Below are 26,229 nucleotides of genomic sequence, written 5' to 3' on the forward strand. Positions count from 1 at the left end.
AGTTCGCGCAGCCGGTGGGCGAGTTGGTTGGCGCGGGTGTCGAGCTGGGCGTAGGTCATGGACTGGCCGTCCGCGATGACCGCGACCGCGTCCGGAGTCCTTGCCGCCTGCTCCTCGAACAGCTCGTGCACCGTCCGCGTCACCGGTTCCACGACATGGGGTGCCCCGGCGGCCAGGGCGTACTCGGCCTCGTCGAGGATGTGGACCCGGGACAGCCGAAGGGTCTCGTCCTCGGCGACCTGCTTTAGGAAGCGGACGAAGTGGCCGATCATCCGCTGCACGGTGTCCCGCTCGAAGAGCGAGGTCGCGTACACCAGCTGGCCATGGAACGTGCCGTCGGCCGCGGCGTTGATCTGCAACTCCAGATCGCACTTGGCCACGCCGCCGGTCGCCGTGACCGGCTCGATGTCGAGCCCGGGCAGGTGCGCGCCCTCGCTGCCACGCTCATGGAGGGTGAACGCCACGTCGTACAGGGGGGTGCGGGACATGTCCCGTTCCGGCTGGAGCTCGTCGACCAGGCGGGCGAAGGGGACGGCCTGGTGCTCGTAGGCCTCGATCAGGGTCTCACGGGCCTGATCGACCAGTTCGGCGAAAGAGGGATCGCCCTCCCAACGGGCGCGCATGACCAGGTTGTTGATGCCGTAGCCGATGAGGCCCTGGAGCTCGGGACGAGTGCGGCCGGAGGCGACCGTGCCCACCGGGATGTCACGCCGGCCGGTGTAGCGGGCGAGGAGGGCCTGGAACGCGGGGAGCAGCACGGCGAACGGGGCCGCGTTGTGCTTCCGCGCCAGTTCGTGGACTCTCTCGGAGAGCCCGCCGGGCAGCGCGAAGGGCAGGTGCGCGCCCTCGTGGCGGCGGTGGCTGGGACGGGGCAGGTCGGTGGGCAGATCGAGCGGGGTGATCCCGGCCAGCCGCTCCCGCCAGTGGTCCAGGTGCCGGGCGTAGGCCCCGGAGCTCTCCTCCGCGCGCTGCCATGCGGCGTAGTCCGCGTACTGCACGGGAAGGGCCGGCAGGGACGGCTCCCGCCCGTCGATGAACGCCTCGTACAGAGCGCCCAGTTCGGTCATGAGGACGTGGGTGGACCACGCGTCGAACGCGATGTGGTGGATGACGACGCTCAGTACGTGGTCGTCGTCCGCGAACCGCAACAGGCGCGCCCGTACCGGCCACTCGTGTTCCAGATCGAAGGGGATCACCGACATCCGCGTGACGAACTCGGCGGCCTGCCGCTCCCGTTCGTCGGGGGATCCTTCGCGCGCCAGGTCCAGGGGCAGCTCCACGGGCGCGGGCGGGTCGATGATCTGGGCCGGCTCCCCGTCGGCCAACGCGTACCGGGTGCGCAGCACTTCGTGCCGTGCGATCAGCGCGCTCCACGCTTGCTCCAGCGCGGCGGTGTCGAGTCCGCCCCGCACCCGGAAGGCGAGCGGGACCAGATACTCGGCGCTGTCCGGCTCCAGCCGGTCGAGGAACCACATCTGCTGCTGTCCGAACGACAGCCGCAGTGTCCCGGCCCGGTCGACGGGGGTGATGGCCGAGCGGCGGCCGCGGGGACGTCCACCGCCGAGTCGCCTGCGGAGGAGCTTCTCCTGAAGGGCGTCGACGTCTGTCGGCTTCTTCTTCCCGACGCTCATCTGTTCCAGTCCTTCCGCTGCCGCCGCTATTGAGTGGCCGATGGGTTTTCCGATAGCCCGTCGGGCTTTTCTAGATGTTCCGGAACAGTGAGAGCGTCATTTCTGCGCTGCCTGCTCCATGCGACGACGCAGACTCAGCGGACGCATGTCCGTCCATACCTCGCCGATATGCGCGAGGCATTCCGAGCGCTTTCCCTCGGTTCCCTCCGCGCGCCAACCGGCGGGCAGGTCGCGGTCCGCCCACCAGATGGAATACTGCTCCTCATCGTTGATCACGACGCGGTAGATCTGGCCGTCATCCTGCTCGTCAGCCATGTCAGACCCTTTCAAGAAGCCGTCGATCCAACGGCATTCGGGCATTCCATATCTGATCGATCAGTTTTCTCGGCGACCCGATACTCCGTCTATATCGGAGCTATCCGGCCAAGAAGCCCTCCGGCCCGGGACCCGAGTGAAGTCGGGTGCCGGGCCGGAGGGCTTCGGGCGGGTGTGCGGAGCCGGGGTCTAGTCGGCGCGTGCGCCGGTGGCGGCGGCCACGGGTGCCGGCCGCGACTGCTCGCGCGTGCCGGGCAGCCGGTTCAGTCGGCCCGGCAAGGTCCAGGCCCGTTCGCCGAGCATGGCCACGGCGGCCGGGAGCAGGACACCGCGCACGATGGTCGCGTCGATCAGGATGGCCACGGCCATGCCCACACCCATCATCTTGTTCTCGATGGCGGACAGGGTGATGAAGACGGTGAACACCGCCGTCATGATGACGGCTGCGCTGGTGACGACGCCCGCACTGGCGGCGATACCGCCGACGACGGCCTCCCGTGTGGTGGCCCCGGCCAGCCGGCGCTCGCGGATCCGGCTGAGGATGAAGATGTGGTAGTCCATGCTCAGGCCGAACAGCACGACGAACATGAACAGCGGCAGCCAGCCGGCCACGCCCCCGTACGGGGTGAAGCCGAGTACCGAGCTGAAGGCGCCGTCCTGGAACACCCAGGTCAGCACGCCGTACGCGGCCCCCATGGACAGCAGGTTCAGCGCGATCGAGACCACCGGGATGGCCAGAGAGCGAAACACGATCAGCAGCAGCGCGAAGGCCAGGACGAGGACGAACCCGACGACGAGCGCCGCCCGCGAGGTGAGCTGGTCCTTGAAGTCCTCGGCGAACGCGGTCCGGCCGGCGACCGCGTAGTCGATGCCCTCGACCTTGCCGAGGGTCGCCGGGAGCGCGACGTCGCGCAGGGTCGCCAGCGCTTCGTTGGAGACCTCGTCGGTGCCGCTGCCCGCCAGCGGAACGCGCACCATGAGCACGTCGTCGACCCGCACCGTCGAGATCGGGCCCGCCAGCCGGCCGTCACTGTCGGCGATCTGCTGATGGAGTCGGTCGACGGCCGCCTTCACCTGGGGGGTGTCCGAACTCCCGCCGTCGACACCCCAGACCGCGACCTTCGCGGGCGTCGGGGAGCCGGGGAAGGCCTCCTGCATGCGGATCGCGGCGTCGACCGTGGGGGCGCTGCGCGGCAGGCTGTTGACGACGGCGGCGTCCTGGAGGCGCATGTCGAGCGCCGGTGCCGCCATCACGAGCAGCGCGAGCACGGCGGCGCCGCCCCACACCTTGGGGCGGTTGACGACGGCACGCGCCAGCTTCTGCCAGCCGCGGGACTCGGCCACGGTCGTCCGGCGCTTGCCGAGCCACGGGACACGGCCCTTGTCGACGCGGTGGCCGAGGGCGGCGAGCAGGGCCGGCAGCACGGTCACGGAGGCGATCATCGCCAGGCCCACCACGAGGGCGGTGCCGAGCGTCAGGCCGCGGAACACGTCGAGGCCGCTGAGAAGCAGTCCGCTCAGGCACAGGATCACTGTCACGCCGGAGACGATGACGACATGGCCCGAGGTGCGGGAGGCGATGTGCAAAGACTCGGCCACACTGCGTCCGGCGGCCCGTTCCTCGCGCTCGCGCCGCAGATAGAACAGGGAGTAGTCGACGCTGACCGCGATGCCGATGAGCAGGATCATCGAGGTGACGGCGCTGTTGACCGCGACCCACCGCTCCACCACGGCGATGAGGCTGAAGGTGGCCACGACGGTGGTCGCCGCCAGCAGCAGCGGGATCGCCGCCGCGACCAGGGCACCGAAGACGACGAGCAGGATCACCAGGGTGATCGGCAGCGAGGTGCGCTCCGCGCTGGCGAAGTCCTTCTTGACGGCGTCGTCGACGGCACGGGACAGACTCACGTCGCCCGCCTGGACGACCCGTACGTCCTTGTTCCGGTCGGCGACCTTGTCCACCGCTGCGACAACCGAGTCGAAGTGCGCGGTCATCTTGTCGTTCGGTCCCGCGACGAAGAAGGTGACCAGACCGGAGCGGCCGTCCTTGGAGATCTGCTGTTCCGAGCCCGGCTCGAGCGGGGTGCGCAGGTCGGCGACGGCTCCCGGCAGCTTGTCGAACTCGGCCACCAGGTCCTCGGTGGCCTTGACGAGCGCCGGGTTGTCCATGAACTTCCCGCCGCCGGCCTCGCGGGGCTGGATGAGGACGTTCTCCAGGATCGGCTCATAGTTCTTCTGCTCGCGCAGCACCCGCTTGACGGCACCGGACTCACCCGGATCGTCCGTGCTGGCACTGGACCCGGAGAGTACGGCGCTGGCGAGGAGCGCCACGACGACCAGGGCCAGCCAACCGCCGATCGCCAGCGCGCGATGCCGTATCGACCAGCCGGCGATCCGCTCGATGAACGCGCCCTGACCTGCATCGGCAGATAAGTCACCGCTTGCACGGATCTGCGATGCTTCGCGGTCCGGTGACCCGGTGACCGTCCGGTCACTCTGCGTACTCGATGGTTTGCGCGTGGGCGACATGAACTAAGGTCCTTCCCGAAAGGGGTGTTGCGCTGAAGACTCGCCATCGGCGAGGTGTCACTTCTTTCTCTGCCGGGTCGTCAAGTTGCCGCTTGACGACCCGGTTCCGTCATCCCGTCACTCGATCTCCTTGAGTACGCGTTCGACCGAATGCACACGGGCACGAAGATCGGCGAGATGCTCGTTGATGTCGGTCAGCTTCTGCTCGATGGCGTCCTGGTTCTGGTTCGCCTTCTCGGCGAGGGTCCGGTATTCGTAGTCCCGGGCCAGGATGGCTCTGGCGCGCCAGGTGGCGGCCATGTTCCAGACGACGATCGTGACGATCACGATGACCATGCCGAAAATGCCGACTGCTCCGATGACTTCCTGCCAGCCTCGGGAGTTCATGACGGGGATCCTTTCTCACTGTCCGGCTGGACGGCGTCTTGTGGGCTGAGCGTCAGCACTGCGGCCGCGATGGATTCCGGTGTGAGGTCGAAGGTGAAAGGAGTCACCTCGTAGAACTTCATGGCCTTTCCGTCGCTCGATATCTCAAGATGGGCCGAGACGAGGCCGGCGGCTTCGAGCTTCCTCAGGTGGGCCTGGAGCAGGGCGCGGCTGATCCCCAACTCGCGGGCCAGCTGGCTCACGTAGTTGCGTCGACGCGACAGGGCGGCCACGACCCGAAGGCGGTGCGGATTGGCCAGGGTGGCCAACACGTGCACCATGTCGTCTCCGTCGCGGAAGGAGGTTCTCACAGTGACACACCGAACATGCCAAGAGACGTTAGCAGGTGCATGAGGGGGTTTCCAGTCATGCCGATCAATCGGATCCACCGCCAACTCGCTCATGAGACAGGGCTGTTGGAGCGCATGCCGAACCCTCGCTGCGCGGCTACGACGCTGCCCGCGACGAGTAACGAGATCGCGGGTCCGATGAGAAACGGAGGGACGTCGTCCGGAAGTGCCCGGCCGCCCAGGTAGCCGAGCCCGATGGTGTAGGAGAGGAACACGGCCTCGGCGATGCCCGCACCGATCAGGTACTTGCGGACCGGGTAATCCACGATCCCGGCGGCCAGCCCGCCCATGCCCCGCCCGGTGGGCACGAAGCGCATCGCGATCACCGAGGGAACGCCGTATCGCTGGATCCGGCGCGACGCCCAGTCCAGGGTCGAGCGACGCCGGGCGTCCCGCGTCAGCCAGGACAGTGTGCGACCGCGTGACCTGCGGCCCAGCCAGAAGACCCCGAGGTCCCCGAGGACCGCGCTGGTCAGCAGGATGATCGCCAGGGGTGCGAGGCTGAGGTCGCCCGTCGCGGCCAGGGCGCCCGCACCCGTCAGTAACGCGGAGTTCGGCACCATGGGCGGCATGGTGACGAGGACGAGGAGCGCATACATCCAATGCGCGCCGGCCATGGCCACCAACTCCCTTCGTCTGTCGGGTGCCTGCTGGCACCTGCAGAGAAACTTTGGCAGGTGCCAAGCCGCGTATCAACCGCCGTCGGGTGGGACCAGGGGAATCTGAGAGTCAACCCTTAGGGGTTGCGGGCGGATGGCCTCAGGGCTGTCCAGGGGGAGCCGTCCGGAACCCGCCATCCCTGCCCAACTCGACGGATCACACGGGAAGTTGGCCCATCCTCGCGGCAAGGATCTCAGCGAGCCGGGGCAGCGAATCATCGAAGTAGAAGTGCCCGCCGTCGACCACGTGCAGCTCGGCGCCGCCGATGGCGTAGTCCCGCCACAGCTCAAGGTCGGCGGGCGTGACCGACGGGTCCTTGTCACCTCCCAGGGCGATCAGCGGGCAGGTCAGCGGAGCGCCGGCGGCGTACTCGTACTTGTCGATCATGCGTAGATCTCCGGAGAGCACCGGATAGGCGAGCTGCCACAGCTCTTTGTCCGCCTCCAGCGCACGCGCGCCCTCTCCGCCGAGCTCGTGGAGGTAGGCCCGCAGCTCGTCCTCCTCGAACGACAGCCCCCTGGGCTCGCGTTCGGCAGGCGCCTTGCACGCGGAGACGAACAACGCGGCCAGCGGGGAGGGGAAGCGAGGCTGGAGCCGGCGGGCCGTCTCGAAGGCCACCATGGCCCCCATGCTGTGCCCGAAGAACGCCGTGGGACGGTCGAAGGGCGTCTCGAGGTTCCGGACGATCTCCTCAGCCAACTCCGGTATGGAGTCGGGCAGAGCGTCCTGGTAGCGGTCCTGCCGCCCCGGGTACTGGACGGCGATCACTTCGACCGTCTCCGGGAGCACCCGCGGCCAGCCGTGAAAGGTACTCGCCGCTCCCCCCGCGTGCGGGAAGCAGTACAGCCGCGTCCGCGCCCGGGGACGCGGCTGGAATCGCCGGAATGGGAACCGCGTCATCATCGTGCGCTCCTGCACCACTCGGGTACGGCCGTCGCGCCGTACGACCTGTTCTTCGCCTGCGCGAAAGCGATGCTCACGGGACCGTCGAGCACGTCCGCGCGCACCGCGGCGCCGCTGAGGGCCGGCAGGTGTTGCATGAAGACCTCCTTCGGGCTCGCTTTCGCAGCGGCGCGGTCACCCGGAACGGACGGAAGACCGCTCGCCGGCCGGCGAACGGTCTGGCGGAGCCTGGGTCGGCCCTTCGCGTGTCGGAGCTGACGTGGGCCTCGCCCGGCGGCTCCGTCATGCCGTGCCGCTCGACGAGCACCCCGCCGCGCGCCGGGCGTGGCTCCTCGCCCTGGGTCCTGTCGTTCGGATCATGCCGACGTCGCGGGGCCGGCACGGCATCCCCTGCCTCGCAGCTGCGCGCTTCCCCATGCTCCAACCGGCCTCACCCGACCGGCGCGCGGGCAGCCCCATCGCCCCCGGCTCGGAGGGGCTGAACGGCACCGCACCTCACATCCGGCCAGGAACGCTGCGGTGTTGCCGCCCTCTCCGACGCAGAATGTCCGCAGGCCGTCGAGCCGGCCGAATCCGCTCCGCGGCGCGCCCAGGTCGGCGGGCGCCCGGGTGGGACGCTCCTCGGCGTTCACGGCGTTCACGGCGTTCACCACGGCCGACTGCCCGCCGGCGGCCCATTCGGCGAGCTTCCGCCGTGGGCCGCCGATGCGGGCGACGGCGAAGTCCAGCAAGCCCCCGAGCACTTGACCGGTGTCCTGGGAACTCTCGGCGGTGTCGGTCTGCAGGTCCTCGGGACAGCAGGGGATGATTCCCGCGTCCAGTCGCAGTGCCGCCGCCGAGAAGGCCGTACGGCTCCTTGAACCACCGCATTCCCTGGGCGCTGCCCCGCACGCCGACAGCAGTGCGTCCCGACCCGGGAGAAGCGCGCGCAACTCGGCGCGGTGCTCCTCGAGATGGCCGACGAGACCGGTGCGGCCCCCTGCTTCGACGGGTGCGCTGAGGGTCATGCGGTGAGCGTCCCCTTCCGCACTTCGCCGATGGCGCGCAGGACGACGGGGCCGGCGTCGCGCCCCGCCCCTCGGGCCAGCGCGGCGACCAGGTCCGGACCCAGGTCCACCTCCTCGACCAGCCAGCTGTCGCGAGGCCCGGGCCCGGCATGCCCGACGACCGCCGAATCCGCGTCGTCGGCCAGTACGTCCAGACCGCGCAGGTCGGTGACGATGCCGATGCCGACGGCCTTGAGTACGGCTTCCTTCCGCGTCCAGGACCGCAGGAAGAACTCCCGTCGGTCCTCCTCGCGCTCCAACGCCCGCATCCGGGCCAGTTCGGGGTGGGACAACGCCAGCTCGGACACACCTTCCGCGGCGAAGTCCCGCCTGCTCTCGACGTCGATGCCCACGCTTCCCGCGGCGGTGACGGCCAGCGCCCAGTGCGGGCCCGACCGCGAGAGGCTGAACTCCAGACCAGTGGCGGGCCGGGTGATCCGGGGCCGGCCGTGGCTCCGGTCCCCGCAGCCCGGGCAGCTGTGCCGACCGAACCGGATCGCGCCGGGCGGCCCGCCGAGGTAGTGGTCCGCGAGCAGGCGCCGCACCAAGGCGTGCACGCCCGCGTAGTGGGCCTGGTAGGGAGGGCGTCTACCGCGCGCGAGGCGGAGTTCCTCGTCGTCGAGCAGGGCCAGGTCGCCCGGGTCGAGTTCGTCCGGAACACGGCCGTGCCAGATGTGGACCGCGCCGGTCACGGCGAGACGGCCGCGGATGTGATTCATAGTCCGGTCACTTCGATAGACGGAGGGCGCACGGCCGACTCCATGGGAGAGAGGGAGTGGAAGCCAGTGCCCGCGACGACTGTCCCGTCCATGCCGCGACGGCCCGCGGTAACGGCGTCCCTCACTCTGAACCGCACGGCTATATCCGGGCTATACGGCCCGTCGACCCGTCACCAGGGCCGGGGCGACGGAAGGGCTGCGCGTATAGAGGCCGTATAGCGGGCGACCGGAGAGTTCCGCAGCGTGCCGTCTCAAGCGGAGCAGCGACACATACGGAGCAGGGTCGACATACAAGGGAGGCGGCTCATGGCCGACGTCGATGTCCGAGTCCTCACCAAGTCAGAGCACCGCGCCGCGCAGGACCTGGCGAGAGCGGCGCACCACACCTCCCCGATCTCCGACCGCGAATGGGCGTACGCGCAGGATCTCCACGAGCCCGGGCTGGCATTGGGCGCGTTCCTCGGCGGAGATCTGGTCGGCACGACATTCCTCCTGCGCTCACGACTCGCGCTGCCCGGCGGATCGACCGTGCCCATGGCCGCCGCGACCGGAATCGCCGTACGCGGCGACCGCACCCGGCGTGGAATCTTCACCCGGCTGCAGCGCGAAAGCCTGGACCTGGCCGCGGAACAGGGCTTCGCCGTGGTCGGCAGCCGGGTGAGCGAGGCGACGATCTACGGCCGCTTCGGCCACGGCGTCGGCAGCACGACCCGCGCGGTACGTCTGTACCCGCACGAAGCCCGGCTGCGGCCCGAGGTGCCCGCCGGAGGCGAGGTGCGGCTGATCGACGGCGAGGCGTCCATCGGCCTGCTGCCCCGGCTGTACGAGCGGCTCGGCCCCTACCGGCCCGGCGTGATCCAGCGTTCCGCGAGCTGGTGGAAGGCCAAGTGGGAGCCGCTGGTGCACTCGGGCAAGGGCGCCGTGGTCGCGGTCCACTCGGGGCCGGACGGTGACGACGGCTTCGCCGTGTACCAGGCGATGCGCAGCGGGGACTCCGGTGCCCGGGTCACCCTGATGGTCACGGACTTTCACGCGGCGAACCCGGAGGCCGTCGCCGGCCTGTGGCGCTTCCTGCTGGGCGTAGACCTGGTCGAGGAGGTGTGCGCACGCCGCCGACCGACCGACGAGCTGGTGGAGGGAATGCTGGTGGACTGGAGGGCCTGCCGCACCCACTCCCTCAACGACGACCTGTGGCTGCGACTGGTCGACGTACCCAAGGCACTCGACGCGCGCTCCTACCGCGACGGCGACCCATTCGTCCTGCAGATCACCGACGACTTCCTGCCCGCCAACTCCGGAAGCTTCCGTATCGCGCCCGACGGCGTGGAACCGACGTCGGATCAGCCTCAACTCACCCTGAGCGTCGATGCGTTGGCCATGGTCTACCTCGGCGGCATGAGCTTCACGACTCTGGCGGCAATCGGACTGCTGAGGGTGACCGACACCAAGGCCCTACCGAATGCGGACCGCCTGTTCGGCACGGACAAGGCAGCGTTCTGCGGAACGACGTTCTGACGCACCGCACCTTCGCCGCGCAGCTCGGACTGGCGCCCAGGCAGGGTGTCTTCCGGGTGGGGGCAGCACCTTGCCGAGCCGTTTCGGCAGCCACCAGGCGCGGACGGCGCGGGGCGCGCCCCGCCCGCAAGACACGAACCCCCTGGACAGGGCCCGTCCCTCAGCACTCGATGATGTTGACCGCCAGCCCGCCCCGAGCCGTCTCCTTGTACTTCACGCTCATGTCCGCACCCGTGTCCTTCATGGTCTTGATGACCTTGTCCAGGGACACCTTGTGCGAGCCGTCCCCCCGCATCGCCATCCGCGCCGCCGTGACCGCCTTCACCGCGGCCATGCCGTTGCGCTCGATGCAGGGGATCTGGACGAGGCCGCCGACCGGGTCGCAGGTGAGGCCGAGGTTGTGCTCCATGCCGATCTCGGCCGCGTTCTCGACCTGTTCGGGGCTGCCGCCGAGCACCTCCGCCAGCGCGCCCGCCGCCATCGAGCAGGCCGAGCCCACCTCGCCCTGGCAGCCGACCTCGGCGCCGGAGATGGAGGCGTTCTCCTTGAAGAGCATGCCGATGGCGCCGGCGGCCAGCAGGAAGCGGACCACGCCGTCCTCGTCCGCGCCCGGCACGAAGTTGATGTAGTAGTGCAGGACGGCGGGGATGATGCCGGCCGCGCCGTTGGTCGGGGCGGTGACGACCCGGCCGCCCGCGGCGTTCTCCTCGTTCACGGCCATCGCGTAGAGCGTGATCCACTCCATGGCGAGAGCCTTCGCGTCACCCTCGGAGCGCAGCTTGCGGGCCGTGTTCGCCGCCCGGCGGCGGACCTTCAGGCCGCCCGGCAGGATGCCCTCGCGCGACATCCCCCGTGCCACGCACTCCCGCATCACCTGCCAGATCTCCAGCAGGCCCGCGCGGATCTCGTCCTCCGTGCGCCAGGCCCGCTCGTTCTCCAGCATCAGCGACGAGATCGACAGGCCCGTCTCCCGCGTCAGGCGCAGCAGCTCGTCGCCCGTGCGGAACGGGTACTTCAGCACCGTGTCGTCCAGCTTGATGCGGTCCGCGCCGACCGCCTCCTCGTCGACGACGAAGCCGCCGCCCACCGAGTAGTACGTCTTGGACAGCAGCTCCGTCCCGGAGGCGTCGTACGCCCACAGCGTCATGCCGTTGGCGTGGTACGGCAGGGCCTTACGACGGTGCAGCACCATGTCGTCGTCGAAGGAGAACGCGATCTCCTGCTCGCCGAGCAGCCGGAGCCGGCCCGACGACTTGATCGCCTCGACCCGCTCGTCCGCCGTCTCCACGTCCACCGTCCGCGGCGATGAGCCCTCCAGGCCCAGCAGCACCGCCTTCGGGGTGCCGTGGCCATGGCCGGTCGCGCCGAGCGAGCCGTACAGCTCGGACCGTACCGACGCGACGGAGGACAGCAGGTCCTCGTTGCGCAGCCGACGGGCGAACATACGAGCCGCTCGCATCGGGCCGACCGTGTGGGAGCTCGACGGGCCGATGCCGATCGAGAACAGGTCGAAGACCGAGATGGCCACGGGGACTCCTCAATACGGGGTGGTGCAGAAGGTTCTGCGGGGTGCCCCGCTCGCTCACTGACCAGTGTGCGGGACACCCCACAAAAAGGAACTACTTGTTCAGACCGGGGTACAGCGGGTGCTTGTCGGCGAGGGCCTTGACCCGGGCCTTCAGTGCCTGCGCGTCGTACGACGGCTTGAGCGTCTCGGCGATGACGTCCGCGACCTCGGTGAAGTCCTCGGCGGTGAAGCCGCGCGTGGCCAGCGCCGGGGTGCCGATGCGCAGACCGGACGTCACCATCGGCGGACGCGGGTCGTTGGGGACGGCGTTGCGGTTCACCGTGATGCCGACCTCGTGGAGACGGTCCTCGGCCTGCTGCCCGTCCAGCTCGGACTCGCGCAGGTCGACCAGGATCAGGTGCACGTCCGTACCGCCGGACAGTACGTTCACCCCCGCCTCACGGGCGTCGGCCGCGGTCAGCCGCTCGGCGAGGATCTTCGCGCCCTCCACCGTACGGCGCTGGCGCTCCTTGAACTCCTCCGACGCGGCGACCTTGAAGGAGACCGCCTTGGCCGCGATCACATGCTCCAGCGGGCCGCCCTGGAAACCGGGGAAGACCGAGGAGTTCAGCTTCTTCGCGAAGTCCTTCTTCGCGAGGATGATGCCGCCGCGCGGGCCGCCGAGGGTCTTGTGCGTGGTGGAGGTGACGACATCGGCGTACTGGACCGGGTTGGGGTGCAGCCCGGCCGCGACCAGCCCGGCGAAGTGCGCCATGTCCACCCACAGGTACGCCTCGACCTCGTCGGCGATCCGCCGGAACTCCGCGAAGTCCAGCTGCCGCGGGTACGCCGACCACCCCGCGATGATCACCTTCGGCCGGTGCTCCTTGGCCAGGCGCTCGACCTCGGCCATGTCGACCAGACCGGAGTCGTCCACGTGGTACGGGACCACGTTGAACTGCTTGCCCGAGAAGTTCAGCCGCATCCCGTGGGTGAGATGGCCGCCGTGCGCGAGGTCCAGGCCGAGGATGGTGTCCCCGGGCTGGGCGAGGGCGAACAGGGCGGCCTGGTTGGCGGAGGCGCCGGAGTGCGGCTGGACGTTGGCGTACTCGGCGCCGAACAGCTCCTTGACCCGGTCGATGGCGATCTGCTCGGCGACGTCGACGTGCTCACAGCCGCCGTAGTAGCGGCGGCCCGGGTAGCCCTCGGCGTACTTGTTGGTCAGGACCGAGCCCTGCGCCTCCATGACCGCGACCGGCGCGAAGTTCTCGGAGGCGATCATCTCCAGGGTGGACTGCTGACGCTCCAGCTCGGCGTCGACCGCGGCGGCGACGGCCGGGTCGAGCTCGTGCAGGGACGTGTTCAGAAGCGACTTGTCGGATGTGGCAGACATATGGGGTACGACTCCTCAGCCGGCGGTGTGGGCGGCGTACTCGTCCGCGGAGAGCAGGTCGGCCGGCTCCTCCGTGACGCGTACCTTGAACAGCCAGCCGCCCTCGAAGGGGGCGGAGTTCACCAGCGCCGGGTCGTTCACCACGTCCTCGTTGATCTCGGTGACCTCGCCGGTGACCGGGGAGTACAGGTCGGAGACGGACTTGGTCGACTCCAGCTCGCCGCAGGTGTCACCCGCGGTCACGGTCGAGCCGACCTCGGGGAGCTGGGCGTAGACGACATCGCCGAGCGCGTTGGCCGCGAACTCGGTGATGCCGACCGTCGCGACGCCGTCCTCGGCGGTCGACAGCCACTCGTGCTCCTTGCTGTAGCGCAGCTGCTGGGGGTTGCTCATGGCCTGAATTCTCCTGTACGCGCGGGAGTGGTGATGAGTGGGGGACTGCTGAGAACGTGTGTGAGCAGCGGAAATGTGCGCAGGGTCACGCACGCGCCGCTGTCAGTCTGTCTTTCCGGCGCTGGATCCGCCGCTTCGAGTGTTACTTCTGCCGCTTGTAGAACGGCAGCGCCACGACCTCGTACGGCTCGTGGCTGCCGCGGATGTCCACGCCGACCCCGGCCGTGCCCGGCGCCGAGTGCGCCGCGTCGACGTACGCCATCGCGATCGGCTTGCCCAGCGTGGGCGAGGGCGCGCCGGAGGTGACCTCGCCGATCACCTCGCCGCCGGCGACGACCGCCATCCCGGCACGCGGGACACGGCGGCCCTCGGCGACCAGGCCGACGAGGACGCGGGGCGGGTTCTCGGTGGCCCGGGTGGCGGCCTCCTGCAGCGCCGTACGCCCGACGAAGTCGCCCTCCTTCTCGAACTTCACCACCCGGCCGAGCCCGGCGTCGAAGGGAGTGAGGGAGGTGGAGAGCTCATGGCCGTACAGCGGCATGCCCGCCTCCAGGCGCAGCGTGTCCCGGCAGGACAGACCGCACGGCACCAGACCGACGCCCTCGCCCGCCTTGGTCAGCGCCTGCCACAGCTCGACGGCGTGCTCCGGCTTCACGAACAGCTCGAAGCCGTCCTCGCCGGTGTAGCCGGTGCGGGCGATGAGGGCGGGGACGCCGGCGACGGTGCCGGGCAGACCGGCGTAGTACTTCAGCCCGTCCAGGTCGGCGTCGGTGAGGGACTTCAGGATGCCGGGGGACTCGGGGCCCTGGACGGCGATCAGCGCGTAGGCGTCCCGGTCGTCGCGGACCTCGGCGTCGAAGCCGGCGGAACGCTCCACCAGCGCGTCCAGCACGATCTGGGCGTTGGAGGCGTTGGCGACGACCATGTACTCGGTCTCGGCGAGCCGGTAGACGATCAGGTCGTCGAGGATGCCGCCGTCGGCCTGGCAGATCATGGTGTAGCGGGCGCGGCCGACACCGACGGAGGCGATGTTGCCGACGAGGGCGTAGTTCAGCAGCCGGGCCGCGTCCGGGCCCGTCACCGTGATCTCGCCCATGTGCGAGAGGTCGAACAGTCCGGCCTTGGTGCGCACGGCGTTGTGCTCGTCGCGCTCGGAGCCGTAGCGAAGCGGCATGTCCCAGCCGGCGAAGTCGGTCATCGTCGCGCCGAGCGAGCGATGCAGGGCATCGAGCGCGGTGTGACGGAGTTCTCCTGTACTGCTCATCGGTCGGTCGTCTCCAAGGGCAAGACATCTCGGGCGAGGTCGTTCCTCCCCATCTGTCATCGGAACCTGAGAGGTTCGCCAGGACCGCCACAGGGACGATCACGGCTTGCACCTTGGGTGGGGTCGCACCGCTTCTCGAAGAGCTCGCAGAGAGGGGGCGGCCCGCTTTTCAGATGTGCCTCGCCCGCGCGGTAACGGGGCCTGAGAGATTCAAGGGAGGGACTTGCTCCTTCGGCGCCCCAGCGATGGACTGCTGAGGACTCTCCCGCGCGGATTCAAACGGCCGGTATGCAGTTGGCGCGCACATCATTGCACGCCGGGCTCGTCTTCGGCAGGGCTGTGTCTGTAACCGGCTTGTGGCAGTAAGCGAACGAAAATGCGAGAGATCATCCATTACCTTCTCTTTACGCTCAGTGGGGAAGGGACTCCTGACCCCGGAGGAGGACGATGACGGTGAACCGCACCACGGCGTACGCCACGACCTCGGGCATCGCGCTGCCCAAGCAGCCCGCGGCCCCCTGTGTCGAAGTCCGCGGCAAGCGCATCCCAGCCGTGGTCCGCGACCTGCGCGAGCGCTCCGGCCGCAGCCCGCACGCCCTGCTCTTCGGCCCCAGGGACCTCGTCGTGATCACCGGCCTGCCCGGCAGCGGCAAGTCCACCCTGATGAAGCGCGCGGTGAAGGGCATCCGCATCGACTCCCAGGACGCCCGGGACCGCTGGGACGCCCGCATGCCCGGCTTCTTCCCCTACGCCCTCTACCGCCCCCTGGTGCGCCTCGCGCACTACGCCGGACTGCGCCGCGCCCTGCGCTCCGGCGAGGGTGTCGTCGTGCACGACTGCGGCACGCAGGCCTGGGTGCGCGGCTGGCTGGCCCGCGAGGCCCGCCGCCGCGGCGGCACCCTGCACCTGCTGCTGCTCGACGTCACCCCGGACACGGCCCTGGAAGGCCAGCGCGAGCGCGGCCGAGGCGTCTCGCGGTACGCCTTCCTGCGCCACCGCAGAGCGGCCGCCCGACTGCTGCGCTCGGTGGAGAAGGGGCACCTGCCCCGGGGCTGCGGCTCGGCGGTGCTGGTCGACCGCTCGGCGGCGGACGTACTGCGCCGGATCGGGTTCACCGGCTGACCGGCCGTATACGTTCGGCGTTCGCGGACCGGCCGGACACGTACTGGACGCCTGCATGTCCGGACACGTACCGGACGCGTGTATGAGTCGCCCTGCCGTGGACCTGCGCGGGCCGGACACCGGATAGCCTTCTGAGCCACAGACGTGGTTCACAGCAGGCGGTCATTGAGATGGACTTCCCAGCGGATCTCCCCGCGGACTTCCCGGCACAGGCGCAGCTCCACCCGCACGGCGGCTGGCCCGGCAACGAGTTGGAGGAGGTGCTCTCGGCCTCCCTCGGCCTGCCGTCGGCGGGCGGCCGGATCATCGAGGTGCTGGGCCGCAGCTTCGTCTGGGTGCCCCTGCCCAACGGCGGCGGCCCGCACAGCGGCCCGCTGGACCTGCCCACGGTGGAGATGGGCGGCCAGGCATACGTCCCCGTCTTCAGCTCCGAGGAACAGTTCCGCCAGGTCGTCGGCTCCCACATGTCGTACACCATCGCCCCCGCCGTCGAGTTCGCCCGCGGCCTGCCCCCGCAGGTGGGCATCGCCGTGAACCCCGACGGCGTGGTCGGCGTCCCCCTGCCCCCCGCCGCGGTGGCCGAGCTCTGCCGGGTGGGCCGCACCCCACTGGACGGCCTCACCTCCGGCGGCCGCGTCAAGCTCTACGAGCCCGACTGGCAGGAGGACCCGGTCGACTTCCTCGCGACGGCCTCGGCCGAGTTCGCGGAGACCGGCGTGATCACGACGGCCCGCCGCTGCCTGGCCGCCATCGAGATGTCCACCCCGGTGATGTTCATAGGCGTGGAACTCTCGGTATGGGACGGCGACTTGCGAGCGGCCCCCATGAACGCCCTGGCCCGAGCCCTGGGCCGCACGCCGGTGCAGTGGCCGGTCAACCTGGTCCTGATGGACGTGGCCCAGGACCCGGTGATCGACTGGCTGCGCCAGAAGGTACGCCCCTTTTATCAGCGGGATTTCTAGACGCCCGTGAGGGCAACGCCGCCAGGGGCGCGGGGCTGTATCGATATGCGGCTCCGCCGCGGGGGCGCGATCACCCCCCACGGCCCGCAGACGGCAGACCGCATCAAGTCCCGAGCTCTCCCCGGCTCTCCCAGCGGAGCGCCTAAGCTGGGCACACAGCCATTTTCCCGAAGGGGCGGTAAATCGTGAGCGCGAGCGGCACTACCTCGACCGGACAGGTCGAGAACATGCTGCGCCAGGTGACCCCCGGGCGCTACGACGCCTACGAGGCCCTCCTGCGCGCGCTCGCGACCCCCTCCACCGGCCAGGTCTGGATGCTGCTGTGGCACGGCCAGGCCGGCTCCCCGGACGCCCAGTACGGAAACATGGAGGTCGACGGCTACGGCTACGCCCCCTGCGTCACCTCCGCCCAGGAGCTGTCGGCCAGCGGCTGGAACCGCAGTTACGAGGTCGTCGACGGAGTCGACGTGGCCCGCACCCTCTACCCGGACCACTACGGCCTGTGGCTGAACCCGCACGCCCCGGGCGGCGGCGTCGGCATCCCCTGGCTCGACCTGCGGCGCATCGCCACGGGCCTGGACCGCCAGCCCGCCGGTCCCCTTCGCCTGTCGGAACCCGGCATCGAGATCCCGCAGTTCTACGCCCTGCTCGCGCAGAACGCCCACCGCACCCCGGCCGTCCGCTCCCTGCGCCGCGCCTGGGTGCAGCCGGCGCTCGGCGCGCCGTATCTCGCCATCGGGCTCGACGTGTACGACACCAGTCCGCCCGCCGTGGACTCGGTGCGCTCGATGATGTCGCAGTCGATCGGCGCCGTACCGGACGGCCTCCCCGTCTCGACCGTGGCGATGTCCGACGAGTACGACCCGGTCGCGATGTGGATGCGCGCCAACGGCCGCCCCTTCTACGACCGCGAGGCGCACGCGGCGGCCCCCGCGCAGGCTCCGGCGGCCGGCTACGGCTACCCACCGGCACAGGGCCGTTACTGATCATCGACCGGCTAACCTACTGTTCAGTCCGCAGCCCGGATGTCGTAGGCGCCCATGGCCCCTCGCTTCGGTTTCACAGGTAGTTCTTCGCGCGTAGATGTGATCGGAAGGTCCCGGTCCGCCCTCATACGCCCCAACTGATGCGCGTCCGGCGGTCGTTACCCGTTGTTCGGATAACGGAACCCCCCAGACAGCATCACGGTTGCGCATCCTTTCCCCGCCAACTCTGGCAACAGATCGCCAAAGCGTTGAAGACTCCCCGCAAGACACGGGCCGGTCGGTCCTGTGTACGAGTTGAAGCAACCGCTACAGCGGCAGCCAGGGGGGTCGGCAACCGCCGGCCGAGAGGGGTCAATCTCACTGTGACGGCACCGATCGAGACCACCGGATCGCAGGCCGAGGCCCAGCCCGAGGCCGTGCTGCAGGGGGTCGAGTCCAAGAAGATCGAGGGTCGCTCTCTCGGGCAGATCGCCTGGACCCGCTTCAAGCGCGACAAGGTGGCGGTCGCGGGCGGCGTCGTGGTCGTGCTGCTCATCCTCGTCGCGGCTCTGTCCCGCCCGCTCCAGGCGCTGCTGGGCCTCGACCCCAACGCCTTCCACCAGGACCTGATCGACCCCAACACCTCGCTGCCCAAGGGCGACTTCGGCGGGATGAGCTGGGACCACCCGCTCGGCGTCGAGCCGAAGTTCGGCCGGGACATCCTCGCGCGCATCCTCGAGGGCTCCTGGGTCTCCCTGGTCGTGGCCTTCGGCGCGACGATCCTGTCCAACGTGATCGGGACGGTGCTCGGCCTCATCGCCGGCTACTACGGCGGACGGGTCGACACCATCGTCAGCCGGCTCATGGACACCTTCCTCGCGTTCCCGCTGCTCCTGTTCGCCATCGCCATCTCCGCGACGCTCCAGGGCGGTGCCTTCGGCCTCGAAGGGCTGCCGCTGCACATCTCCGTCCTGATCTTCGTCATCGGCTTCTTCAACTGGCCGTACATGGGGCGGATCGTGCGCGGCCAGACCCTGGCACTGCGCGAGCGGGAGTTCGTCGACGCCTCCCGGGGGATGGGGGCCGGCGGGCCGTACATCCTCTTCAAGGAACTGCTGCCCAACCTCGTCGCGCCGATCATCGTCTACTCGACGCTGCTCATTCCGACGAACATCCTCTTCGAAGCCTCGCTGAGTTTCCTCGGCGTGGGCATCCAGCCGCCCCAGTCGTCCTGGGGTGGAATGCTCAACCAGGCCGTCGACTTCTTCGAGGTCGACCCGCAGTACATGATCGTTCCCGGCCTCGCGATCTTCATCACGGTGCTGGCCTTCAACCTCCTCGGTGACGGCCTCCGGGACGCACTCGACCCCCGCAGCCGCTGACGTCCGCGGTCGCCACACCCGGCTGCGACCCGACGTCCCACCCAAGTGTCCACCTACGAAGGGGAATCCGACCATCATGCGAAGGTCAGCATTGGCCGCAGTCGCGGTCGCCAGTAGCGCCGGCCTGCTTCTCGCGGGCTGCAGCAAGGCCGACGAAGGCAAGAACACGCCCAAGGGCGCCGGCGTCAACGCCGCGACCAAGGGAGTGGTGAACGAGTCCACCCACAAGGGCGGCACGGTCACCTACGCGAGCTCCGACGCTCCCGAGTCCCTGGACCCGGGCAACATGTACTACGCCTACGGCTACAACTTCAGCCGCCTCTACGCGCGTCCTCTGATGACCTTCAAGCCCGCCCCCGGTGAGGCCGGCAACGAGCTCGTCCCGGACCTCGCCGAGGGCAAGGGCACGCCCAGCGACGGCGGCAAGACCTGGACGTACAAGATCCGACAGGGCGTCAAGTACGAGGACGGGACCGCGGTCACCTCAAAGGACGTCAAGTACGCCGTGGAGCGCTCGAACTTCGCGCGTGACGTGCTCTCCCTCGGCCCCAACTACTTCCAGCAGCTGCTGGACGACCCGGACAAGTACAAGGGCCCCTACAAGGACAAGAGCGAAAAGGGCATCTCGTCCATCGAGACCCCGGACGACCACACGATCGTCTTCCACCTGAACAAGGCGTTCTCCGAGTTCGACTACCTGGTCAGTGCCCCGCAGACGGCCCCCGTGCCGCGGGCCAAGGACACGGGTGTGGACTACACCAAGAAGGTCGTCTCCTCCGGCTCGTACAAGTTCGAGAAGTACGAGGAGGGCAAGCAGATCGTCCTGGTCCGCAACCCCGAGTGGGACGCCAAGACGGACCCGCTGCGCAAGCAGTACCCGGACAAGATCGTGGTGAACCTCAAGGTCAACAAGGCCACGATCGACAAGGACGTGATGTCCGGGGCCACCATGATCGACATCCAGGGAACCGGTGTCGACGCGCAGACCCAGGCGCAGATCCTGAACGACAAGGATCAGATGGCCAACACGGACAACGCGCTGGGCGGTCGCCTCATCTACACGGCGATCAACACCAAGCTGGCGCCGTTCGACAACATCGAGTGCCGCAAGGCCGTCGAGTACGCGATCGACAAGACCGCCGTCCAGACCGCGATGGGCGGCCCGATCCGCGGTGACATCGCCACCACCGTCCTGCCGACCGACGTCTCCGGCTACGAGAAGGCCGACCTGTACGCCACCAAGGACAGCAAGGGCGACGTGGCCAAGGCCAAGGAGCACCTGAAGGCCTGTGGCAAGGAGGGCGGCTTCAAGACCTCCATCTCGGCCCGCAGCGACCGGCAGGGCGAGGTCGACGCGGCCACCGCGATCGTCGGCGCGCTGAAGAAGGTCGGCATCGACGCGGACATCAAGCAGTACCCGTCCGGCAAGTACTTCTCCGACTACGCGGGCGTGCCCAAGTTCCTCGAGAAGAACAACATCGGCCTGATGATGATGCAGTGGGGCGCCGACTGGCCGACCGGCTACGGCTTCCTGCAGCAGATCGTGCACGGCAAGGCCATCAGCCAGTCCGGTAACACCAACCTGTCCCAGCTGGACAACCCGGAGATCAACAAGCTGCTGGACGAGGCGATCGGCAACACCGACGAGGCCGCCCGCACCAAGGCGTACACCGAGGTCGACCAGAAGGTCATGGAGCAGGCCGCCATCGTTCCGCTGACCTACTTCAAGGTCCTGCTGTACCGCACGCCGCACGCCACCAACCTGGTGTCGACGTCCGCGTTCAGCGGTCAGTACGACTACCTCAACGTCGGCACCGCCGAGAAGTAGCCCCGGAAGGCAGGTGAAGGCATTGGCGCCCGCGGACTTCGTCATCCGCGGGCGCCGGCGCCGGTCCTCGTGATCTCGTACATCATCCGCCGGACGATCGCGGCACTGATCCTGCTGCTCGTCGTCACCGCGGTCACCTTCGGCATCTTCTTCATCCTGCCGAAGCTCGCAGGGCAGACCGCCGACCAGCTGGCACAGCAGTACATCGGCAAGAACCCGACACCCGAGGACATCGCGGCGGTCAAGCGGAACCTCGGTCTCGACCAGCCGATCTATGTCCAGTACTGGGAGTTCATCAAGGGGATCGTCTCCGGCGCCACGTACGACCTCGGCCCCACGACGGTCCGCTGTGATGCCCCCTGCTTCGGCTACTCCTTCAAGGACCACATCGAGGTCTGGCCCCAGCTGACCCAACGGCTGCCGGTCACCCTCTCGCTGGCTCTCGGCGCCGCCGTGCTGTGGCTGGTCGGCGGTATCGCGGCCGGTGTCATCTCCGCGCTCAGGCCGGGCTCGTTCTTCGACCGGTCCGCCATGGGCGTGGCCCTTGCGGGCGTCTCCCTGCCCATGTTCTTCACCGGGCAGCTGGCGCTGCTGTTGTTCAGCTACAAGCTGGAGATCTTCGGCAGAACGTACGTCCCCTTCACCGAGAACCCCTCCCAGTGGGCCAACACCCTGTTCCTGCCGTGGTGTTCGCTGGCACTGCTCTACTCGGCCATCTACGCCCGGCTGACCCGCTCGGGCATGCTGGAGACAATGAACGAGGACTACATCCGAACCGCTCGGGCCAAGGGCCTGCGCGAGCGCAAGGTCGTCGTCCGACACGGTCTGCGGGCCGCGCTGACCCCGCTGGTGACGGTCTTCGGCATGGACATCGGCCTGCTGCTCGGCGGTGCCGTCATCACCGAGACGGTGTTCTCCCTGCACGGCATCGGTGAGTACGCGGTACAGGCCATCACCGCCAACGACCTGCCCCCGATCCTCGGGGTGACCCTGCTCGCGGCGTTCTTCGTCGTCTTCATGAACCTTGTGGTGGACCTGCTGTACGCCACGATCGATCCGCGGGTGAGGCTCTCGTGACCGACCTGACAAAGACCGGGGCCGCCGTGGGCGAGCCCGTACGTACCGGCGAGCCACCCCAGGCGTTCCTCGAAGTGCGCGACCTCAAGGTGCACTTCCCGACCGACGACGGCCTGGTCAAGTCCGTGGACGGGCTCTCCTTCCAGTTGGAGAAGGGCCGCACCCTCGGCATAGTTGGCGAGTCCGGATCCGGCAAGTCCGTGACCTCGCTGGCCATCATGGGCCTGCACCGCCTGGGCAGCCGCGGCAAGAACGTGCAGATGTCCGGCGAGATCTGGCTCGACGGCAAGGAACTGGTCTCCGCCGACCCGGACGAGGTGCGCCGGCTGCGCGGCCGCGAGATGGCGATGATCTTCCAGGACCCGCTGTCCGCGATGCACCCGTACTACACGGTCGGCAACCAGATCGTGGAGGCCTACCGGGTCCACAACAAGGTCGACAAGAAGACCGCCCGCCGCCGCGCCGTCGAACTCCTCGACCGCGTCGGCATCCCGGAGCCGAACAAGCGCGTGGACATGTACCCGCACGAGTTCTCCGGCGGCATGCGCCAGCGCGCCATGATCGCCATGGCCCTGGTCAACAACCCCGAACTGCTCATCGCGGACGAGCCGACCACCGCGCTCGACGTGACCGTGCAGGCGCAGATCCTCGACCTCATCCGGGACCTGCAGAAGGAGTTCGGCTCCGCGGTCGTCATCATCACGCACGACCTCGGCGTGGTCGCCGAGATCGCCGACGACATCCTCGTGATGTACGGCGGACGCTGCGTGGAGCGCGGACCCGTCGACAAGATCTTCTACGAGCCGTCGCATCCCTACACCTGGGGCCTGCTCGGCTCGATGCCGCGCATCGACCGCGAGCAGACCGACCGGCTCATCCCGGTCAAGGGGCAGCCGCCGAGCCTCATCAACGTCCCCACGGGCTGCGCGTTCAACCCGCGCTGTCCCTACGCGGATGTCCCCAAGGGCGGGATCACCCGCACCGAGCGCCCCGAACTGCGCGAGGTCGGCAGCAGGCACTTCACCGCCTGCCACCTGTCGCAGGAGGACCGTACCCGGATCTGGACCGAAGAGATTGCGCCGAAGCTGTGAGCGAGACTGAGACCGGGGCCCGCGCAGCGGCCGTGAAAGCCGGGCCGGCCGACGACGAGAAACCGCTGCTCAAGGTCGAGGGCCTGGTCAAGCACTTCCCGATCAAGAAGGGCCTGCTGCAGCGGCAGGTCGGCGCGGTCAAGGCCGTGGACGGCATCGACTTCGAGGTGCGCCGGGGGGAGACCCTCGGCGTCGTGGGCGAGTCCGGCTGTGGCAAGTCGACCATGGGCCGGCTCATCACCCGGCTGCTGGAGCCCAGCGGCGGAAAGATCGAGTTCGACGGTACGGACATCACGCACCTCGGCACGAGCGGCATGCGCCCGCTGCGCCGCGACGTGCAGATGATCTTCCAGGACCCGTACGGCTCGCTGAACCCCCGGCACACCATCGGCAGCATCGTCTCGGCACCGTTCCGGCTGCAGGGCGTGGAACCCGAGGGCGGCGTCAAGAAGGAGGTCCAGCGCCTCCTCGAGCTGGTCGGCCTGAGCCCCGAGCACTACAACCGCTACCCGCACGAGTTCTCCGGCGGTCAGCGCCAGCGCATCGGCATCGCCCGCGCGCTGGCGCTGAAGCCCCGGATGGTCGTGGCCGACGAGCCGGTCTCCGCGCTCGACGTGTCGATCCAGGCGCAGGTCGTGAACCTGATGGACGACCTCCAGGACGAGCTCGGCCTGACGTACGTGATCATCGCGCACGACCTGTCCGTCGTACGCCATGTCTCGGACCGTATCGCGGTGATGTACCTCGGCAAGATCGTGGAGCTCGCCGACCGGGACGCGCTCTACGCGACGCCGATGCACCCGTACACCAAGGCCCTGCTGTCGGCGGTGCCGATCCCCGACCCGAAGCGCCGCACGGCCAAGAGCGAGCGCATCCTGCTCCGCGGCGACGTGCCCTCGCCGATCGCCCCGCCGAGCGGCTGCCGCTTCCACACCCGGTGCTGGAAGGCGACGGAGATCTGCCGGACGACGGAACCGCCGCTGGCGGAGCTGAGGCAGGGGCAGCGGGTGGCCTGCCACCACCCCGAGAACTTCGAGGACCAGCAGCCGCAGGACACGGTGCTGTTGTCCGTGGCCAAGGAAGCGGCGGAGCTGGTGCCGACGGGGGAGGCACCTGAGGCTGGAGGTTCGCACGAGACTGCCGAGGCTCCAGCTTCGGAAGAGACTCCCGAGGTCGCGGCCTCCGAAGAGACCTCCGCGGAAACGTCTGAAGAAAACAAGGACGACAATAAGTAACCCAGCCCAGGCCCCCGCCTTCCTTTGCAAGGCGGGGGCCTTGCGCTGCGCAAGAATGTACGGGTGCTCCAGCAATTGTTCAGCCCGTCCGTCCAGCACACGCTCGACCTGATCGGCATCTTCGTCTTCGCGATCTCCGGCGCCCTGCTGGCCGTCCGCAAGAACTTCGACGTCTTCGGCATCGCCGTCCTCGCCGAGGTCACCGCCCTGGGCGGCGGGCTGTTCCGGGACCTGGTCATCGGCGCCGTGCCGCCGGCCGCCTTCACCGACCTCGGATACTTCCTCACCCCGCTGCTCGCCGCGCTCCTCGTCGTCTTCCTCCACCCGCACGTGGAGCGCATCCAGACCGGCGTGAACGTCTTCGACGCGGCGGGCCTCGGCCTGTTCTGCGTCGCCGGGACGACGAAGGCGTACGACTACGGCCTCGGCCTCACCGCCTCCGCCTGCCTCGGCCTCGCGACCGCGGTGGGCGGCGGTGTGCTGCGCGACGTCCTGGCCAACGAGGTGCCGTCACTGCTGCGCTGGGACCGCGATCTGTACGCGGTCCCGGCGATGGTCGGCGCCGCCATGGTCGTCCTGTGCATCCGCTACGACGCCCTGACCCCGGTGACCAGCGCCCTCGCGGCCGTCACGGCCTTCGTGCTGCGTCTTCTCGCGATGCGGTTCCACTGGCGAGCTCCGCGTGCTTGGAATCGGCGGTCGACGGTGCGAGAGGAGTAGTCCCCGGTGCGAGAGGGGTGGTCCCCGGTGCCGTACGGGCCGGCTGCGGGCCTCCCATCACCTCGGTCAGCCAGCGGAACGCCGGGACGACCTGCGGCTTCCACAGCGCCATGGTGTGGCCGCCGGCGCTCTTCGGGATGAACACCACGTCCACGGTGGTGGGCGCCTTCGCGACCCGCTGGAGGGCAAGGGCGGCCTCGTAGCCGTCCTTCGGCTGACCGGACAGGTAGAGGGCGACGCGCGGCGGGACGCGGGACTCCTTCAGGAGCACGTACGGATTGTTCGCCGCGCGCAGCGCCCGGGACTTTCCGGCGAGCGACTGCGGTACGGCGGCGGGGTCGTTGTAGCCCGACATGCTGACCGCGGCCCGGTAGCGGTCGGGGTGGGCGACGGCCAGCTTCGCCGCGCAGTGCGCACCCGCCGAGTACCCGGCGACCGCCCAGCCGTCCGGCGCGGCCTGGGCCCGGAAGTTGTCCATGACCATCTTCGGCACGTCGATGCTGATCCAGCTGTCGGCGTTCACCTTGCCGGCGATGTTGGCGCAGCCGGTGTCCTTGCCGGGCAGCAGTGTGGTGCGCGGCGAGACGATGATGAACGGCTCGATCTGCCCGCTGCGCATCAGCGGCGCCAGCTGCTCGGGCGCGTCCATCGTCCCGTACCAGGCCTTCGACGAGCCCGGATAGCCAGGCAGCACCTCCACCACCGGGAACCGGTGATTGCGGTAGGCGGGCTCGTGGTACTGCGGCGGCAGCCAGACGTTGACCTCGGCGTGCACTCCGGACACCCGGCCCTTGAGGTGGGTGACGAGCACCCCGCCCTCCGCGCGCATGCCCGGGCCCTTGCCCTGCTTGAAGGTCTGTTTGACCTTGGGCAGCTTCTCCAGCGCGATCCCGCCGGTGCCGCTCGCCCCGAGGTCGGCCGCCTCCCGCACATGATCGCTGGTGCCGAGCAGGTCGCCCCAGCTGTCGTACAGCTGGTTGGAGTTGTTGACCATCGTGAAGACCAGGGCCACCGCCGTGCCCTGGGCGAACAGCACCATCAGCAGCCTGGCGGTGGCCCGCACGGCCCTGGGTCCGCGCACCCGCGACCAGAGGACCAGCGGCAGCGCGACGGCGGCGACGCACAGCGCGATCAGCGTGTAGAGGAACGGGGTCCCGGTGAGACTCATGTCCTCATAGAGGGCGAGAACGGGCTCC

The 26,229-nt window shown here is 69.2% G+C and carries 25 protein-coding genes and 1 riboswitch; of the genes, 10 read left to right on the forward strand and 15 right to left on the reverse strand.

The window, feature by feature from the left end; all coding sequences use genetic code 11:
- The 10 genes from ACIBAG_RS29025 to ACIBAG_RS29070 all read right to left on the reverse strand — a co-directional run.
- On the reverse strand, positions 1-1,631 hold a 1,631-nt coding region (locus ACIBAG_RS29025; protein WP_399108956.1), incomplete at its 3' end, for a condensation domain-containing protein.
- Positions 1,632-1,727: 96 nt separating this feature from the next.
- Positions 1,728-1,946 (reverse strand): MbtH family protein, encoded by a 219-nt coding sequence (locus tag ACIBAG_RS29030; RefSeq protein WP_399108958.1) that lies wholly within the window; start codon positions 1,944-1,946, stop codon positions 1,728-1,730.
- Between the two features lie 189 nt (positions 1,947-2,135).
- Positions 2,136-4,475, reverse strand: coding sequence for an MMPL family transporter (locus ACIBAG_RS29035; RefSeq protein WP_399108960.1), 2,340 nt, complete (start codon positions 4,473-4,475; stop codon positions 2,136-2,138).
- Positions 4,476-4,592: 117 nt separating this feature from the next.
- The gene (locus ACIBAG_RS29040) at positions 4,593-4,862 is read right to left on the reverse strand and encodes a hypothetical protein (protein WP_399108961.1); all 270 of its coding nucleotides are present in this window, start codon (positions 4,860-4,862) and stop codon (positions 4,593-4,595) included.
- Complete coding sequence (locus tag ACIBAG_RS29045; RefSeq protein ID WP_399108962.1) at positions 4,859-5,182, reverse strand: ArsR/SmtB family transcription factor; 324 nt, start codon at positions 5,180-5,182, stop codon at positions 4,859-4,861. Before ACIBAG_RS29045 ends, ACIBAG_RS29040 begins: the two co-directional genes overlap by 4 nt.
- A gap of 119 nt (positions 5,183-5,301) precedes the next feature.
- Positions 5,302-5,868, reverse strand: coding sequence for a DedA family protein (locus tag ACIBAG_RS29050; RefSeq protein WP_399108964.1), 567 nt, complete (start codon positions 5,866-5,868; stop codon positions 5,302-5,304).
- Positions 5,869-6,067: 199 nt separating this feature from the next.
- Positions 6,068-6,811 carry a thioesterase II family protein gene (locus tag ACIBAG_RS29055; RefSeq protein WP_399108966.1) on the reverse strand — a complete coding sequence of 248 codons (744 nt, stop codon included), beginning with the start codon at positions 6,809-6,811 and terminating at the stop codon, positions 6,068-6,070.
- Positions 6,811-6,951: a hypothetical protein gene (locus tag ACIBAG_RS29060; protein ID WP_399108968.1), complete on the reverse strand. Its 141-nt coding sequence runs from the start codon at positions 6,949-6,951 to the stop codon at positions 6,811-6,813. The genes ACIBAG_RS29055 and ACIBAG_RS29060 overlap by 1 nt, the downstream gene beginning before the upstream one ends.
- Positions 6,952-7,170: 219 nt before the next feature.
- Positions 7,171-7,821: a hypothetical protein gene (locus tag ACIBAG_RS29065; protein ID WP_399108969.1), complete on the reverse strand. Its 651-nt coding sequence runs from the start codon at positions 7,819-7,821 to the stop codon at positions 7,171-7,173.
- Positions 7,818-8,579 (reverse strand): 4'-phosphopantetheinyl transferase family protein, encoded by a 762-nt coding sequence (locus ACIBAG_RS29070; protein WP_399108971.1) that lies wholly within the window; start codon positions 8,577-8,579, stop codon positions 7,818-7,820. The genes ACIBAG_RS29065 and ACIBAG_RS29070 overlap by 4 nt, the downstream gene beginning before the upstream one ends.
- 306 nt (positions 8,580-8,885) lie before the next feature.
- Between ACIBAG_RS29070 and ACIBAG_RS29075 the strand changes: the two genes are divergently transcribed.
- Positions 8,886-10,094, forward strand: coding sequence for a GNAT family N-acetyltransferase (locus ACIBAG_RS29075; protein WP_399108973.1), 1,209 nt, complete (start codon positions 8,886-8,888; stop codon positions 10,092-10,094).
- A 160-nt stretch (positions 10,095-10,254) separates the two neighbouring features.
- Here ACIBAG_RS29075 and ACIBAG_RS29080 read toward each other — a convergent pair whose 3' ends face one another.
- From ACIBAG_RS29080 to gcvT, 4 genes are all read right to left on the reverse strand, one after another.
- Positions 10,255-11,622, reverse strand: a complete 1,368-nt coding sequence (locus tag ACIBAG_RS29080) for an L-serine ammonia-lyase (protein ID WP_399108974.1) — start codon at positions 11,620-11,622, stop codon at positions 10,255-10,257.
- Between the two features lie 91 nt (positions 11,623-11,713).
- The gene (gene glyA / locus ACIBAG_RS29085) at positions 11,714-12,994 is read right to left on the reverse strand and encodes a serine hydroxymethyltransferase (RefSeq protein ID WP_399108976.1); all 1,281 of its coding nucleotides are present in this window, start codon (positions 12,992-12,994) and stop codon (positions 11,714-11,716) included.
- Positions 12,995-13,009: 15 nt separating this feature from the next.
- On the reverse strand, positions 13,010-13,387 hold the full coding sequence (gene gcvH, locus ACIBAG_RS29090; RefSeq protein WP_031485417.1) for a glycine cleavage system protein GcvH: 378 nt from the start codon (positions 13,385-13,387) through the stop codon (positions 13,010-13,012).
- Between the two features lie 142 nt (positions 13,388-13,529).
- Complete coding sequence (gcvT, locus tag ACIBAG_RS29095; protein ID WP_399108978.1) at positions 13,530-14,651, reverse strand: glycine cleavage system aminomethyltransferase GcvT; 1,122 nt, start codon at positions 14,649-14,651, stop codon at positions 13,530-13,532.
- A gap of 179 nt (positions 14,652-14,830) precedes the next feature.
- A riboswitch (glycine riboswitch) is annotated at positions 14,831-14,929 on the reverse strand.
- 169 nt (positions 14,930-15,098) lie between these two features.
- Here gcvT and ACIBAG_RS29100 point away from each other — a divergent pair.
- The 9 genes from ACIBAG_RS29100 to ACIBAG_RS29140 all read left to right on the forward strand — a co-directional run bounded on the left by ACIBAG_RS29100 (position 15,099) and on the right by ACIBAG_RS29140 (position 25,033).
- Positions 15,099-15,773: an AAA family ATPase gene (locus ACIBAG_RS29100; RefSeq protein ID WP_399108979.1), complete on the forward strand. Its 675-nt coding sequence runs from the start codon at positions 15,099-15,101 to the stop codon at positions 15,771-15,773.
- 170 nt (positions 15,774-15,943) lie between these two features.
- A complete protein-coding gene (locus ACIBAG_RS29105; protein ID WP_399108981.1) occupies positions 15,944-16,735 on the forward strand; it encodes an enhanced serine sensitivity protein SseB in 792 nt (263 codons plus the stop codon).
- A gap of 185 nt (positions 16,736-16,920) precedes the next feature.
- Positions 16,921-17,721: an enhanced serine sensitivity protein SseB C-terminal domain-containing protein gene (locus ACIBAG_RS29110; RefSeq protein ID WP_399108983.1), complete on the forward strand. Its 801-nt coding sequence runs from the start codon at positions 16,921-16,923 to the stop codon at positions 17,719-17,721.
- A gap of 362 nt (positions 17,722-18,083) precedes the next feature.
- Positions 18,084-19,082 (forward strand): ABC transporter permease, encoded by a 999-nt coding sequence (locus tag ACIBAG_RS29115; protein WP_399108985.1) that lies wholly within the window; start codon positions 18,084-18,086, stop codon positions 19,080-19,082.
- 76 nt (positions 19,083-19,158) lie between these two features.
- A complete protein-coding gene (locus ACIBAG_RS29120) occupies positions 19,159-20,910 on the forward strand; it encodes an ABC transporter substrate-binding protein (RefSeq protein ID WP_399108986.1) in 1,752 nt (583 codons plus the stop codon).
- Between the two features lie 69 nt (positions 20,911-20,979).
- Complete coding sequence (locus ACIBAG_RS29125) at positions 20,980-21,987, forward strand: ABC transporter permease (RefSeq protein WP_399108987.1); 1,008 nt, start codon at positions 20,980-20,982, stop codon at positions 21,985-21,987.
- Positions 21,984-23,078 (forward strand): ABC transporter ATP-binding protein, encoded by a 1,095-nt coding sequence (locus tag ACIBAG_RS29130; protein ID WP_399108989.1) that lies wholly within the window; start codon positions 21,984-21,986, stop codon positions 23,076-23,078. Before ACIBAG_RS29125 ends, ACIBAG_RS29130 begins: the two co-directional genes overlap by 4 nt.
- Positions 23,075-24,313 (forward strand): ABC transporter ATP-binding protein, encoded by a 1,239-nt coding sequence (locus tag ACIBAG_RS29135; protein ID WP_399108991.1) that lies wholly within the window; start codon positions 23,075-23,077, stop codon positions 24,311-24,313. Before ACIBAG_RS29130 ends, ACIBAG_RS29135 begins: the two co-directional genes overlap by 4 nt.
- A 63-nt stretch (positions 24,314-24,376) precedes the next feature.
- Positions 24,377-25,033: a trimeric intracellular cation channel family protein gene (locus ACIBAG_RS29140; RefSeq protein WP_399108993.1), complete on the forward strand. Its 657-nt coding sequence runs from the start codon at positions 24,377-24,379 to the stop codon at positions 25,031-25,033.
- Here ACIBAG_RS29140 and ACIBAG_RS29145 read toward each other — a convergent pair.
- Entirely contained in the window at positions 24,942-26,201 is a 1,260-nt protein-coding gene (locus ACIBAG_RS29145) for an alpha/beta hydrolase (RefSeq protein ID WP_399108995.1), read from the reverse strand. The genes ACIBAG_RS29140 and ACIBAG_RS29145 overlap by 92 nt on opposite strands.
- Positions 26,202-26,229 lie beyond the last annotated feature (28 nt).

Source organism: Streptomyces sp. NPDC051243, assembly GCF_044455405.1.
GTDB lineage: Bacteria > Actinomycetota > Actinomycetes > Streptomycetales > Streptomycetaceae > Streptomyces.

What these genes read in the sequence shown, in the direction of transcription:
- ACIBAG_RS29030 (WP_399108958.1), bottom strand. Translation starts at nt 1,946, where the DNA reads ATGGCTGACGAGCAGGATGACGGCCAGATCTACCGCGTCGTGATCAAC.
- ACIBAG_RS29035 (WP_399108960.1), bottom strand. Translation starts at nt 4,475, where the DNA reads ATGTCGCCCACGCGCAAACCATCGAGTACGCAGAGTGACCGGACGGTC.
- ACIBAG_RS29040 (WP_399108961.1), bottom strand. Translation starts at nt 4,862, where the DNA reads ATGAACTCCCGAGGCTGGCAGGAAGTCATCGGAGCAGTCGGCATTTTC.
- ACIBAG_RS29045 (WP_399108962.1), bottom strand. Translation starts at nt 5,182, where the DNA reads ATGGTGCACGTGTTGGCCACCCTGGCCAATCCGCACCGCCTTCGGGTC.
- ACIBAG_RS29050 (WP_399108964.1), bottom strand. Translation starts at nt 5,868, where the DNA reads ATGGCCGGCGCGCATTGGATGTATGCGCTCCTCGTCCTCGTCACCATG.
- ACIBAG_RS29055 (WP_399108966.1), bottom strand. Translation starts at nt 6,811, where the DNA reads ATGACGCGGTTCCCATTCCGGCGATTCCAGCCGCGTCCCCGGGCGCGG.
- ACIBAG_RS29060 (WP_399108968.1), bottom strand. Translation starts at nt 6,951, where the DNA reads ATGCAACACCTGCCGGCCCTCAGCGGCGCCGCGGTGCGCGCGGACGTG.
- ACIBAG_RS29065 (WP_399108969.1), bottom strand. Translation starts at nt 7,821, where the DNA reads ATGACCCTCAGCGCACCCGTCGAAGCAGGGGGCCGCACCGGTCTCGTC.
- ACIBAG_RS29070 (WP_399108971.1), bottom strand. Translation starts at nt 8,579, where the DNA reads ATGAATCACATCCGCGGCCGTCTCGCCGTGACCGGCGCGGTCCACATC.
- ACIBAG_RS29075 (WP_399108973.1), top strand. Translation starts at nt 8,886, where the DNA reads ATGGCCGACGTCGATGTCCGAGTCCTCACCAAGTCAGAGCACCGCGCC.
- glyA (WP_399108976.1), bottom strand. Translation starts at nt 12,994, where the DNA reads ATGTCTGCCACATCCGACAAGTCGCTTCTGAACACGTCCCTGCACGAG.
- gcvH (WP_031485417.1), bottom strand. Translation starts at nt 13,387, where the DNA reads ATGAGCAACCCCCAGCAGCTGCGCTACAGCAAGGAGCACGAGTGGCTG.
- gcvT (WP_399108978.1), bottom strand. Translation starts at nt 14,651, where the DNA reads ATGAGCAGTACAGGAGAACTCCGTCACACCGCGCTCGATGCCCTGCAT.
- ACIBAG_RS29100 (WP_399108979.1), top strand. Translation starts at nt 15,099, where the DNA reads ATGACGGTGAACCGCACCACGGCGTACGCCACGACCTCGGGCATCGCG.
- ACIBAG_RS29105 (WP_399108981.1), top strand. Translation starts at nt 15,944, where the DNA reads ATGGACTTCCCAGCGGATCTCCCCGCGGACTTCCCGGCACAGGCGCAG.
- ACIBAG_RS29120 (WP_399108986.1), top strand. Translation starts at nt 19,159, where the DNA reads ATGCGAAGGTCAGCATTGGCCGCAGTCGCGGTCGCCAGTAGCGCCGGC.
- ACIBAG_RS29145 (WP_399108995.1), bottom strand. Translation starts at nt 26,201, where the DNA reads ATGAGTCTCACCGGGACCCCGTTCCTCTACACGCTGATCGCGCTGTGC.